Genomic DNA, 12384 nt, shown 5'->3' with positions numbered 1-12384 from the left:
AGGAAAAAAGAAATAAAGCTAGAGATAGCAGCATGCCAAGGATTGGTAAACTCTTCATACTCAATCCCATATTTTTCCTCTACCAAAGCCTTGAGCGGATTTTTAAGAAAGGCCTTGTTGGTGAGAAGTTGGGCTGATGTTTCACACTCGCCATTTTGAATATAGGCAGCGTAGAGAGACTTTTTAGCTAGCTCCATATCTTGGTCTAGCAAGACTTGCTCACGCACAACGGCTGCTTCCTCGGTATCTTTTTGAGTTGAAACGGATACATATTCTCCACCAGCCATTGAAAAGGCACCTGCTAAAATCGCCGCAAATCCTGATAAAAAGATAATCCAGATATTGCTGGTAGCACTGGCAACCCCGATAACCACACCAGCAATGGAAATAATTCCATCATTGGCACCAAGAACACCCGCTCGTAGGATATTTAAACGACCTGCAAAATTTGAATCAATTTCGTGATTTATTTCTGACATACTATTCTCCTTTTTATCCAGTATAAAGGAAAAATATAGGGAAATCAATCTTTTAAAAGTGTCTGAAAAAAGTTGCACGATTTTAATGATATAAAATGTCGACATCTTCTCTGATAGATTAAACACCAAAGGTAAAGAGTATAGAATAGCATAAAAAATTTTAAATTAAATATGATAAACATTTTGTTCACTTTATAATCGTTTACAAGAAAATAATTAGTATTAAATCAAATGAAATCCAAATATTTTACGAACTTTTTTATATTTTTTTCGTAAACCGCTTTACAAGTTCTTAAAAACGTGATATAGTAATAAAGCTTAGAAAATGAGATGATGTTTTCTAGCAAATATAAACCCGAGTAAAAAATGCCTACGGACAGGCAGGGTTGAATGCCGAAGCGTGGTTGAAAAACCACATTATTGATAGGGTTAAAAGCCTACTTTTATAAGTTGATGTTAGGATACTTGTCCTAATTCATAAATTTTTAGTGTGGTGAAAGCACACGTCATCTTGTGAAACGATCAATAAAGTACGTAATATTTGCTACTAGAGAGTTAGGAAACATCGGGAACAGACATACTCAACAGAAACAAACATAAAAACGTCAGAAGATTGCAGAGCAGGTGAAAACCTGCTCTTTTTTCATGAGTCAACCTTTAGTTCCTTAGTTTTCAAAAGGTTCTAAAAATATGGAAAGGAGTATGTCTTGAAAGAGTTAGATCAAAACCAAGCCCCAATTTATGAGGCCTTGGTGAAGTTACGCAAGAAAAGGATTGTTCCCTTTGATGTTCCAGGTCACAAGCGTGGACGAGGAAATCCAGAACTTGTCGAACTCTTAGGAGAAAAATGTGTAGGCATTGATGTCAATTCGATGAAACCCTTGGATAATCTTGGTCACCCCATTTCGATTATTCGGGATGCAGAGGAGCTTGCAGCTGATGCTTTTGGAGCAGCCCATGCCTTTCTCATGATTGGGGGAACAACTTCATCGGTGCAGACTATGATTCTGTCAACCTGCAAGGCTGGAGATAAGATTATTCTGCCACGTAATGTCCATAAATCTGCTATCAATGCGCTGGTTCTATGTGGTGCCATTCCCATCTATATCGAGATGAGTGTGGATCCTAAGATTGGTATCGCTTTAGGTCTTGAAAATGACCGAGTAGCGCAGGCAATTAAGGAGCATCCAGATGCCAAGGCCATTTTGATTAACAATCCTACTTACTACGGCATCTGTTCAGATCTAAAGGGTTTGACAGAAATGGCTCATGAAGCTGGCATGATGGTTTTAGTAGATGAAGCCCACGGAGCGCACTTACATTTTACTGATAAACTTCCAATTTCTGCCATGGATGCAAGGGCTGATATGGCAGCAGTTTCCATGCATAAGTCTGGTGGGAGTTTAACCCAAAGTTCGCTTCTTTTAATCGGGGAGCAGATGAATCCTGAATACGTACGTCAGATAATCAACCTTACCCAGTCAACATCTGCCTCTTACTTGTTGATGGCCAGTCTGGATATTTCACGTCGCAACTTGGCCCTTCGTGGTAAAGAATCGTTTGAGAAAGTTATTGAACTATCCGAGTATGCCCGCCGTGAAATCAATGCTATCGGAGGTTACTATGCCTACTCAAAAGAGTTGATAGACGGTGTATCTGTCTGTGATTTTGATGTAACCAAGTTGTCAGTTTACACTCAGGGTATTGGCTTAACAGGTATCGAGGTTTATGACCTCCTGCGCGATGAATACGACATTCAGATTGAGTTTGGTGATATTGGTAATATCTTGGCCTATATTTCGATTGGTGACCGCATCCAAGACATCGAGCGCTTAGTTGGTGCTTTAGCTGATATCAAGAGACTCTACTCGAGAGATGGAAAAGATTTGATAGCTGGAGAATATATCCAGCCCGAGTTAGTGCTGTCTCCACAAGAAGCCTTCTATGCAGAGAGAAAAAGTTTGATCCTGGATGAATCTGTTGGACAGGTCTGTGGGGAATTTGTCATGTGTTACCCTCCAGGGATTCCAATCCTAGCTCCAGGTGAACGCATTACCCAAGAGATAGTCGATTATATCCAATTTGCCAAGGAACGTGGTTGCTCCCTCCAAGGGACGGAAGACCCAGAGGTCAATCACATCAACGTCATTAAGAGAAAGGAGAACTAGATGGATTTATGGTTTTCTGAAGTTCATACTCCAGATGTGAAATTGTCCCTGAGAACAGCCAAGCAACTCTACGCTGGAAAAAGTGAATGGCAGGATATTGAAGTCTTAGATACGCCAGCTTTTGGGAAAATACTGATTTTAAATGGGCATGTCTTGTTTTCAGATGCGGATGATTTTGTCTACAACGAAATGACAGTCCACGTTCCCATGGCTGTCCACCCAAATCCCAAGAAAGTTTTGGTAATAGGAGGTGGCGACGGAGGTGTTGCCCAAGTATTAACACTCTATCCTGAACTGGAACAAATCGATATTGTGGAACCAGATGAGATGCTAGTTGAGGTTTGTCGTGAGTATTTCCCTGATTTTGCTGCAGGGCTAGATGATCCTCGTGTTACCATTTACTACCAAAATGGGCTACGCTTTTTGCGAAACTGCGAAGATGATTACGATATTATCATCAACGATGCGACAGATCCGTTTGGCCATACGGAAGGGCTCTTTACCAAGGAATTCTACGGCAATAGTTATAGGGCTCTGAAAGAAGACGGTATCATGATTTACCAGCATGGGAGTCCCTTCTTTGATGAGGATGAGTCAGCTTGCCGAAGTATGCATCGCAAGGTCAATCAAGCCTTTCCAATCAGCCGGGTCTATCAGGCCCATATTCCAACCAGTCCAGCTGGCTATTGGTTATTTGGGTTTGCATCGAAAAAATACCACCCTGTCAAAGATTTTGATAAGGAAGGCTGGAAAAAACGCCAGCTTTTCACAGAATACTACACTGCAAACTTACACGTGGGAGCCTTTATGTTGCCCAAGTATGTTGAGGACATTTTAGAAGAAGAGGAAGGAAAAAAATGAGTCGTTTATTAGTTATTGGATGTGGGGGCGTTGCCCAAGTTGCTATTTCAAAGATTTGTCAAGATAGTGAAACCTTTACAGAGATTATGATTGCTAGCCGTACCAAGTCAAAATGCGATGACTTGAAAGCGAAGCTAGAAGGTAAAACTACGACAAAAATTGAAACTGCTGCACTTGATGCTGACAAGGTCGAAGAAGTCATTGCCTTGATTGAAAGCTACAAACCAGAAGCCGTTTTGAACGTAGCGCTACCATACCAAGACTTGACTATTATGGACGCTTGTTTGGCAACAGGTGTTCACTATATCGACACGGCCAACTATGAAGCAGAAGACACAGAAGACCCTGAGTGGCGTGCTATTTATGAGAAACGTTGTAAGGAACTTGGTTTTACAGCCTACTTTGACTACTCATGGCAGTGGGCTTATCAAGAGAAATTCAAAGAAGCAGGCTTGACCGCTCTGCTTGGTTCTGGTTTTGACCCAGGTGTGACCAGCGTCTTTTCTGCTTACGCCCTTAAACACTATTTTGATGAAATCCACTATATCGACATTTTAGACTGTAATGGTGGTGACCACGGTTATCCATTTGCGACAAACTTTAACCCAGAAATCAATCTCCGCGAGGTTTCTGCGCCAGGTTCTTACTGGGAAGATGGAAAATGGGTCGAAGTGGAAGCTATGTCAATCAAGCGCGAGTACGATTTCCCTCAGGTCGGACAAAAAGACATGTATCTCCTTCACCATGAAGAAATTGAATCATTGGCCAAGAACATTCCAGGTGTCAAACGTATTCGTTTCTTTATGACTTTTGGTCAATCTTATCTAACGCACATGAAATGTCTGGAAAATGTCGGTCTCCTTCGTACGGATACCATTAACTTCAACGGTCAAGAAATTGTACCAATCCAATTTTTGAAAGCCTTGCTTCCAGATCCAGCCAGCCTTGGGCCACGCACTGTTGGTAAAACCAATATTGGATGTATCTTTACAGGTGTCAAAGATGGCGTTGAAAAGACCATCTACATCTACAATGTCTGCGACCATCAGGAATGTTATGCAGAAGTTGGTTCACAAGCTATTTCATATACAACAGGAGTTCCAGCCATGATTGGTACAAAATTGGTTATGAACGGTACTTGGAAACAAGCTGGAGTTTACAACCTTGAAGAGTTGGATCCAGATCCATTCATGGAAGCTTTGAATGAGTATGGTTTGCCTTGGATTGTGGTTGAAAATCCACAAATGGTGGACTGATGAAGTTAGAACAAGTACCAACGCCAGCCTATGTCATTGACTTGGCCAAGTTAGAAGCAAACTGCCGCATTCTACAATATGTACAAGAAGAGGCTGGTTGCAAGGTTTTGCTTGCCCAGAAGGCTTATTCCCTCTACAAAACCTATCCCTTGATTAGCCAGTATCTATCAGGTACGACAGCCAGTGGACTCTATGAAGCTAAGCTAGCTAGGGAAGAATTTCCAGGAGAAGTCCATGTATTTGCGCCAGCCTTTAAGGATGCGGACTTGGAGGAATTGCTGGAGATAACAAATCATATCGTCTTTAACTCAGAGAGACAGTTGCGTAAACATGGGGCCCGTTGTCGGGATGCTGGTGTAAGCGTGGGTTTGCGACTTAACCCTCAGTGTTCAACTCAAGGTGACCACGCGCTCTATGACCCTTGTGCACCTGGCTCCCGTTTTGGAGTAACTTCAGACAAGATACCGAGTGATTTGCTGGATTTGGTGGATGGTCTTCATTTTCACACCCTTTGCGAGCAGGGAGCAGATGATTTAGAGACAACTTTGAAAGCAGTAGAAGAGCAATTTGGAGCCTATTTGCATCAGGTCAAATGGCTCAATATGGGGGGCGGACACCACATCACAAGAGAGGACTATGATGTAGATTTGCTGATTTCTGAGATCAAGCGTATCCGAGAAACTTACAATCTTGAAATCTATATCGAGCCTGGTGAAGCCATTGCGCTCAATGCAGGTTATCTAGCAACTGAAGTATTGGATATTGTCGAAAACGGTATGGAAATCTTGGTTTTAGACGCCTCTGCGACCTGCCATATGCCTGATGTACTTGAGATGCCCTATCGTCCACCTTTGAGAAATGGATTTGCCGCTCAGGAAAAAGCCCATACCTATAGACTTTCTTCCAATACCTGTCTGACAGGAGATGTGATTGGTGATTATAGCTTTGAAAATCCAGTTCAAATCGGTGATAGACTTTATTTTGAAGATATGGCTATTTACTCATTTGTCAAAAATAATACCTTTAATGGTATTGGATTGCCAAGTCTCTATCTCATGGATGAGCAGGGTGACTGCAGATTAGTCAAATCTTTTGGTTATCAAGACTTTAAAGGGAGATTATCATGATGGACAGTCCCAAAAAATTAGGCTATCGCATGCCAGCAGAATACGAGCCCCATCATGGTACCCTTATGATATGGCCAACTCGACCAGGTTCATGGCCCTTTCAAGGAAAGGCTGCCAAAAGAGCTTTCAGCCAGATCATTAAGACTATAGCAGAAGGGGAAAGAGTCTATCTTTTGGTTGGCCAAGACTACTTAGCTGAAGCCCAATCTTATCTTGGAGACAAGGTTATTTATCTAGACATTCCCACCAATGATGCCTGGGCGCGTGATACTGGTCCGACTATTCTCCTTAATGATATAAGGGAAAAGTTGGCAGTAGACTGGTCTTTCAATGCTTGGGGTGGTGCTGTTGATGGTCTCTACCAAGACTATGAAGCCGATGACCAAGTAGCCAGTCGTTTTGCTGAAGCCTTGGAAATGCCTGTCTTTGATGCCAAACCCTTTGTACTAGAAGGAGGCTCAATCCATAGCGATGGACAAGGAACCATTCTCGTAACTGAAAGTTGCCTTCTCAGTCCTGGGCGTAATCCTCATCTAAGTAAAGAGGAAATCGAAAATACCTTATTAGAGTGCCTTGGCGCTGAAAAAGTTATTTGGCTTCCTTATGGTATTTATCAGGATGAAACCAATGAACACGTTGACAACGTTGCAGCCTTTGTTGGTCCTGCAGAGCTTGTTTTGGCTTGGACAGATGATCAAAATGATCCCCAATATGCCATGTCGGCAGCTGATTTAGAGCTTTTAGAAAAGGAAACAGATGCAAAAGGTCGTGCCTTCACCATTCATAAACTTCCAATTCCAGCTCTTCATCAAGTTGTAACTAAAGAGGATTTGCCAGGCTACATCTATGAAGAAGGAGAAGAAGAGCGCTATGCAGGTGAAAGGCTTGCGGCTTCCTATGTAAACTTTTATATTGCCAACCAGGCTGTCTTGGTTCCGCAGTTTGAGGATAAAAACGACCAAGTGGCCCTAGATATCCTCAGTAAATGTTTCCCAGACCGTAAAGTTGTCGGAACTCCAGCCAGAGATATTCTCTTAGGTGGTGGCAATATCCACTGTATCACCCAACAAATCCCAGAATAGGAGAAAAAGATGAGAAATGTAAGAGTTGCAGCCATTCAGATGCAATGTGCTAAGGATGTGGCAACAAATATCCAAACCGCAGATCGTTTAGTACGTCTGGCTGCAGAACAAGGCGCACAAATTATTCTCTTGCCCGAGTTGTTTGAACGTCCCTATTTCTGTCAGGAACGTCAGTATGACTACTACCAGTATGCCCAGTCGGTGACAGACAATACAGCTATTCAGCATTTTAAAACCATTGCCAAGGAGCTAAAGGTCGTCTTACCAATCAGTTTCTATGAAAAAGATGGCAATGTCTTGTATAACTCTATTGCCGTTATTGATGCAGATGGGGAAGTGCTGGGCGTTTACCGAAAGACCCACATACCAGATGACCATTACTATCAAGAGAAATTCTATTTCACACCTGGCAACACAGGCTTCAAGGTCTGGGACACTCGTTATGCTAAGATTGGTATCGGCATTTGTTGGGATCAATGGTTCCCTGAAACAGCCCGCTGTCTTGCGTTAAATGGTGCTGAATTGCTCTTTTATCCTACAGCCATCGGTTCAGAGCCAATTTTGGATACGGATAGTTGTGGTCATTGGCAGCGTACCATGCAAGGACACGCAGCAGCAAATATTGTTCCAGTCATTGCAGCCAATCGTTATGGTTTGGAGGAAGTCACTCCTAGTGAAGAAAATGGTGGGCAGAGTTCCAGCCTTGACTTCTACGGTTCATCCTTTATGACGGATGAAACAGGAGCTATTCTAGAGCTAGCTGAAAGACAAGCTGAAGCTGTTCTGTTAGCGACTTATGACCTAGACAAGGGAGCAAGCGAACGCCTAAACTGGGGCTTGTTTCGAGATAGAAGACCCGAAATGTATCAACGGATTACGGACTAGTAGGGGAGAAATGAGAGATTCATTCTGCTAGACTCGTTTTCACTAGCAACTATGAGGATACTAGATCATCTAGCAAATGGATTTTATATTTTAACCCTCCAAGGCTTTCTCGCGCTTTTATGCGAGGAGCTTTTCTGTTTAAGCTTTATCAATAAAACATGCTATAATAGTTGCAGAAAGGTTGGTATTTATGGCTAGGATATTGGTTATTGAAGACAATAGTGACATTCAAGAAATTTTGCGAACTCTTCTCACTGAGGAGCATGAGGTAATTCAAGCCTTTTCTGGTACAGAAGGAATCATGCGTTTTGACCAAGGGGGGATTGACCTCGTTTTGCTAGATATCATGCTTCCTGGGAAAAATGGGGATCAGGTTTTAAAAACTATCAGGGAGCAAAGTCAAACTCCAGTCATTATGCTAACGGCTTTGAGCGATAAGAAGTTGATCAGTCAATACCTCTTAGAGGGTGCCAATGATTACATAGTCAAACCTTTTGATTTGGATGAAGTCTTTGCCAGAGTTACTGTTCAATTACGTCAAAGCGTAGAAAAACAGCCTATGGAAATAGGAAAAACTGAAAATCTGCCACAAAACTTGAAAAATATCCAGTTTGATGCAGAAAGTTTTGAAATCAAAAATAGCCAGGAAACGATTCGCCTGGCTAAGAAAGAATGCTTGATTTTCCAAACTCTCCTTAAACATCCAAAGAAAATTTTCACCAAGGAAGAACTTTATGAAATGGTATGGGAAGAGAGCTATCTACCTGGAGATAATACCCTCAATACGCATTTGAGTAATCTTCGTAAAAAATTAAACCAGCTTGACCCAAATCAAGAATATATTGAAACCATCTGGGGCGTTGGGGTAAGATTAAAAGGAGATAAGCAATGACCTACATGATAATCTTTATCCTACTTGTACTCCTAATTCTTTTATTGATTGCATTGATTCGCTACCATCTAGCACTTAAAAACTTGAGTCAACAGATTGAAGACAAGATTATCACGGGTAGTATGAAAAGAGTTGGAGTCAGCATTTTTTCCAAACATTTTTTACATCTCTACCAGCAGATTGAGAATCTATTTCAGGAAGTAGAACAATCTCGTTTGGTGATGAAAAGGGAAAAGCAGACTCTGGATATGGCCATCAGCAATATTGCCCATGATATTCGGACACCTTTGACTATCGCTTCAGGCTACACCCAACAATTGATAAAGTCTCCTGAAGACAAAGCAGAAACCTTACAAAAAATAGCCCAGCATCTTGATTTAGTTTCTAAACGTTTGGAGGCTCTTCTAGAATATCGTCGTTTGATGGAAGGAGCTGTCAAACCGAAACTGGAAGAAGTGGATTTTTCAGCTTTTATTACCAAGAAGACTCTAGCTTATTATGATGTTTTTCAGGCGGCAAATATCACGCTTGATTTTAAGGTTGAAGCTGGTTTGAAAATGAGGACTGATGAAGACTTACTGGATCGAATTTTACAAAATCTGCTTGGAAATGTCCTCAAACATGGCAAGGAAGAAGCACGTCTATCTTTGAGAAAGGAAAAGGAACAGCTTGTCTTAGAGATTGCAAACCTTGTCAAACAGCCCATCAAAAAAATAGAAAATCTCAGCAACCGTTTTTATTCTGAAAATCTATCAGACACGGAAGAATCCTCTGGTTTAGGCCTTTATATCACTGAGGAATTATGTCATCTTCTCGGTGCAGATATGAAACTAAGCACAGATGGGCAGTGGTTATCGGTTTTTATTTACTTTTAACGAAATAAACCTCCTCTGTAGGCTAGAGGAGGTCATTTTTTATAGACTTTTCTTTTTGAAAACTGCCAGTCCACTTAGATTAAAGATTACAATAACAGCTAAGGTAACTATAAGTGTGTAGAGAATTGACTCACTATTAGCAGTCATAGCATAGAAAAACTGCAATGATAAATATGGCAAAATTTTGATACTTGGGAAGATGAGCATTGGCATAGAAAGTAAGATAGAGCTGACCAAATATCCAATAAATACTGCAAGATAAGAATGACTAACATAGAGGATGAAGGAAACAATGGAAAGCCAAGCAAGGAGGCAAAGGAATTGAAGGGAAATGGTTATCAGTAGATTGCCAATAAAGCCATCAGGCATAGTGCCAAATCCATTTAAGATCGTTGCTGGAATAAAGGCAATCACAAGGCTGATGATAACTTGCAAGAGTGCAATACAAGTCAATACAAAGGCTTTGGCAAGGAAAAACTCGGTACGAGAGACACCCACTGTTAAATTATTTTTATAGAGTTTGCCGATTAAATCAACTCCAAGAACGAGGCAGGCTAGGACGATGCAGAGAAAAACGAGGTTTGAACCTTGACTAGATGCGTTGATCAGGGCTTGTACACCGTCCCAACCATGGGTTGGAATGTCTGGCTCTTCTGTCTGGATTGCCATTAGATGGCCAGTAGCCCCAAAAACAGCCCCCATTAACATGAGTACAAAGAGAATGAACTCTGTAATCCAGAATCCTTTGGAACGGAAAAGACGGTAAAAGTCTGCTTGAATGGTATGTATCATGATTTTCCTCCTATTCGACCAATTGAGTGAAGTATTCTTCTAGGTTTTGACGGGCATAGTAAATCTCGTCAATGGCAATATCTGCCAAGGTTAATTCCTTAAGAATCTGTTTGACATCTTGTTCCTGACCAAAGATATGGATTTCATTCTCAGGATTAACAACCTTGAACTGGAGCTGGATTTGTTCTTTCAATACTTGACAAGCTTTCTCTTTATCAGCTGTCTTAAGAACAATATAATCCTCACTTAGTGTTTCAAATTCAGCTTTGCTGATTTCACGGATAATCTTGCCTTGATCTAAAATACCAAAACGATTAGCTAGGAGATAGAGTTCTGACAAGATATGGCTAGAGATGAGAATGGTGATCCCTTTTTCTTGATTGAGCCGTTGAATCATGAGGCGAAATTCTTTGATACCGATTGGGTCGAGACCGTTGATAGGTTCATCTAAGATTAGGAAATCTGGTTTGGATAGGAGGGCAATGGCGATACCAAGTCTTTGTTTCATTCCTAGCGAGAAATCACGAAAGACTTTCTTACCTGTATCTGGCAAACCTACATAATCCAGGGTTTCTCGAATGACTTGATCAGCATTTGGAATATGACGAATCATACAGTAATATTTCAGATTTTGATAGGCTGTTAAGTGATTATGAGCTACAGGTGATTCAATCACTGAACCTACTCGAGATAGAGCCTTGGTCCACTCATTTTCCGATTGGCTAGAGAAGAGGGAAACAGTCCCTTTATCCGCAAACAGTAGTTGCGTAATGATTTTTATCAATGTGGTTTTCCCAGCTCCGTTCTTTCCGATAAGTCCATAAATATCTCCCTCTCTTATCGTTAGATGAAGATCCTGAAGAATAGCTTGTTTGTCGAAGTTTTTGGACAATCCATGAATGTCGAGTACTGTTTTCATGATTCTCTCCTTTTGATTTATTTTGTTAACTTTAGTATAAAGCATAGAAATCAAAGAAAACTCAAGTATTTCTAAAGAGTTTCTAAAGTTTTAAGAATTCTTAAATATCAAAACCCAGTTGACACGAACTGGGCTTCTTAATTATAAAATATATTTCTCAATGGCACGCGCAACACCGTCTTCTTCGTTGCTTGCTGTAACGGCATCAGCTAGGGATTTGACATAATCGCTGGCATTTCCCATTGCAATGCCAAGTCCTGCAAACTGGAGCATTTCAATATCGTTATTAGCATCGCCCATAGCCATAATTTCTGATGGCTCGATATTCAAAATCTCTGCCAGTCGTGAAAGAGCAGTAGCCTTTGTCGTTCCAAGTGGCATAGCTTCATAAATGACAGGCTGCGAACGAACGCCACTGAATCGTTGACAGAGTTCCCCAGCAAAGCGCTCCTCAAAATCGTCTGTTTGCTCTTTTGTACCCAAAAACATACCTTGGAACATACGGTACTTACCACTGGTAGCTTCCTCAAGGGAAATTTCAGTCAGGTCTGAAAAGACTAGCTTGGCATCATTTTGAACAATTTCATTAGGCTTGCCACCGAGGACAAAATAATGCTCCTCATCAAAAAGAGTTAACTGAACATCACTTTTTTCAGCTAGGTCATAGAGGTACTCGATGTCTGCTGGACTGAGTTCTTGCCAATCAACCAGACTCCAATCACTTGTCTGGTGAGTTGAGCAACCGTTGTTAACAATCACATACTCATTCTGGAGATCAAGCCCCAGTTTTTGATAGTAGGGGAGAACACCGAAAAGCGGGCGACCCGTACAGAGAACCAGTTTGACACCTTTTTCAATAGCTTGGTGAATAGCAGTAATATGAGCTTGTGGGATTTCCTTGGCTTCATTGAGGAGGGTTCCGTCCATATCCAAGGCTAATAGTTTAATCATAGATTTTCCTTCTTTATTTTTTGGTATTATTATAGCATATTTTGGAGAAGAAATTGATAGGAAGCTTGGGGCTAATTGATTTTACAGTTTAAGATGT

General features: G+C 41.2%; 12 protein-coding genes. 8 read left to right on the top strand and 4 right to left on the bottom strand.

Annotated elements, in window-relative coordinates; all coding sequences use genetic code 11:
• Positions 1–479: VIT1/CCC1 transporter family protein (locus B7697_RS00835; RefSeq protein ID WP_084949870.1), on the bottom strand; the 479-nt coding region annotated here is incomplete at its 3' end.
• Between the two features lie 707 nt (positions 480–1186).
• On the opposite strand from B7697_RS00835, the gene B7697_RS00825 reads away from it, so the two are divergent.
• The 8 genes from B7697_RS00825 (at position 1187) to B7697_RS00790 (ending at position 9625) form a co-directional block, all read left to right on the top strand.
• On the top strand, positions 1187–2647 hold the full coding sequence (locus B7697_RS00825; RefSeq protein ID WP_084949867.1) for an aminotransferase class I/II-fold pyridoxal phosphate-dependent enzyme: 1461 nt from the start codon (positions 1187–1189) through the stop codon (positions 2645–2647).
• Positions 2648–3508 carry a polyamine aminopropyltransferase gene (gene speE / locus B7697_RS00820; RefSeq protein ID WP_000366713.1) on the top strand — a complete coding sequence of 287 codons (861 nt, stop codon included), beginning with the start codon at positions 2648–2650 and terminating at the stop codon, positions 3506–3508.
• A complete protein-coding gene (locus B7697_RS00815) occupies positions 3505–4764 on the top strand; it encodes a saccharopine dehydrogenase family protein (protein WP_084949865.1) in 1260 nt (419 codons plus the stop codon). The genes speE and B7697_RS00815 overlap by 4 nt, the downstream gene beginning before the upstream one ends.
• The gene (gene nspC, locus B7697_RS00810) at positions 4764–5891 is read left to right on the top strand and encodes a carboxynorspermidine decarboxylase (RefSeq protein ID WP_084949863.1); all 1128 of its coding nucleotides are present in this window, start codon (positions 4764–4766) and stop codon (positions 5889–5891) included. Before B7697_RS00815 ends, nspC begins: the two co-directional genes overlap by 1 nt.
• On the top strand, positions 5888–6973 hold the full coding sequence (gene aguA, locus B7697_RS00805) for an agmatine deiminase (RefSeq protein ID WP_084949861.1): 1086 nt from the start codon (positions 5888–5890) through the stop codon (positions 6971–6973). Before nspC ends, aguA begins: the two co-directional genes overlap by 4 nt.
• A gap of 9 nt (positions 6974–6982) precedes the next feature.
• Positions 6983–7858 carry an N-carbamoylputrescine amidase gene (gene aguB, locus B7697_RS00800; RefSeq protein ID WP_084926345.1) on the top strand — a complete coding sequence of 292 codons (876 nt, stop codon included), beginning with the start codon at positions 6983–6985 and terminating at the stop codon, positions 7856–7858.
• 190 nt (positions 7859–8048) lie between these two features.
• A complete protein-coding gene (locus tag B7697_RS00795) occupies positions 8049–8750 on the top strand; it encodes a response regulator transcription factor (protein WP_084949859.1) in 702 nt (233 codons plus the stop codon).
• Positions 8747–9625: a sensor histidine kinase gene (locus B7697_RS00790; protein WP_084949857.1), complete on the top strand. Its 879-nt coding sequence runs from the start codon at positions 8747–8749 to the stop codon at positions 9623–9625. Before B7697_RS00795 ends, B7697_RS00790 begins: the two co-directional genes overlap by 4 nt.
• 39 nt (positions 9626–9664) lie before the next feature.
• On the opposite strand, the gene B7697_RS00785 is transcribed toward B7697_RS00790, so the two are convergent.
• From B7697_RS00785 to B7697_RS00775, 3 genes are all read right to left on the bottom strand, one after another.
• Complete coding sequence (locus B7697_RS00785) at positions 9665–10417, bottom strand: ABC transporter permease (RefSeq protein ID WP_084949855.1); 753 nt, start codon at positions 10415–10417, stop codon at positions 9665–9667.
• A 10-nt stretch (positions 10418–10427) separates the two neighbouring features.
• Positions 10428–11336 (bottom strand): ABC transporter ATP-binding protein, encoded by a 909-nt coding sequence (locus B7697_RS00780; protein WP_084949853.1) that lies wholly within the window; start codon positions 11334–11336, stop codon positions 10428–10430.
• A gap of 141 nt (positions 11337–11477) precedes the next feature.
• Positions 11478–12287 (bottom strand): Cof-type HAD-IIB family hydrolase, encoded by an 810-nt coding sequence (locus B7697_RS00775; RefSeq protein WP_084949852.1) that lies wholly within the window; start codon positions 12285–12287, stop codon positions 11478–11480.
• Positions 12288–12384: the final 97 nt, after the last annotated feature.

Source organism: Streptococcus mitis (assembly GCF_002096895.1).
Lineage (GTDB): Bacteria > Bacillota > Bacilli > Lactobacillales > Streptococcaceae > Streptococcus > Streptococcus mitis_AH.
Note: the sequence above shows the minus strand (reverse complement) of the source record. Positions and strands in the feature narration are given on the sequence as shown.

What these genes read in the sequence shown, in the direction of transcription:
- speE (WP_000366713.1), top strand. Translation starts at nt 2,648, where the DNA reads ATGGATTTATGGTTTTCTGAAGTTCATACTCCAGATGTGAAATTGTCC.
- aguB (WP_084926345.1), top strand. Translation starts at nt 6,983, where the DNA reads ATGAGAAATGTAAGAGTTGCAGCCATTCAGATGCAATGTGCTAAGGAT.
- B7697_RS00785 (WP_084949855.1), bottom strand. Translation starts at nt 10,417, where the DNA reads ATGATACATACCATTCAAGCAGACTTTTACCGTCTTTTCCGTTCCAAA.
- B7697_RS00815 (WP_084949865.1), top strand. Translation starts at nt 3,505, where the DNA reads ATGAGTCGTTTATTAGTTATTGGATGTGGGGGCGTTGCCCAAGTTGCT.
- B7697_RS00795 (WP_084949859.1), top strand. Translation starts at nt 8,049, where the DNA reads ATGGCTAGGATATTGGTTATTGAAGACAATAGTGACATTCAAGAAATT.
- nspC (WP_084949863.1), top strand. Translation starts at nt 4,764, where the DNA reads ATGAAGTTAGAACAAGTACCAACGCCAGCCTATGTCATTGACTTGGCC.
- aguA (WP_084949861.1), top strand. Translation starts at nt 5,888, where the DNA reads ATGATGGACAGTCCCAAAAAATTAGGCTATCGCATGCCAGCAGAATAC.
- B7697_RS00780 (WP_084949853.1), bottom strand. Translation starts at nt 11,336, where the DNA reads ATGAAAACAGTACTCGACATTCATGGATTGTCCAAAAACTTCGACAAA.
- B7697_RS00775 (WP_084949852.1), bottom strand. Translation starts at nt 12,287, where the DNA reads ATGATTAAACTATTAGCCTTGGATATGGACGGAACCCTCCTCAATGAA.
- B7697_RS00790 (WP_084949857.1), top strand. Translation starts at nt 8,747, where the DNA reads ATGACCTACATGATAATCTTTATCCTACTTGTACTCCTAATTCTTTTA.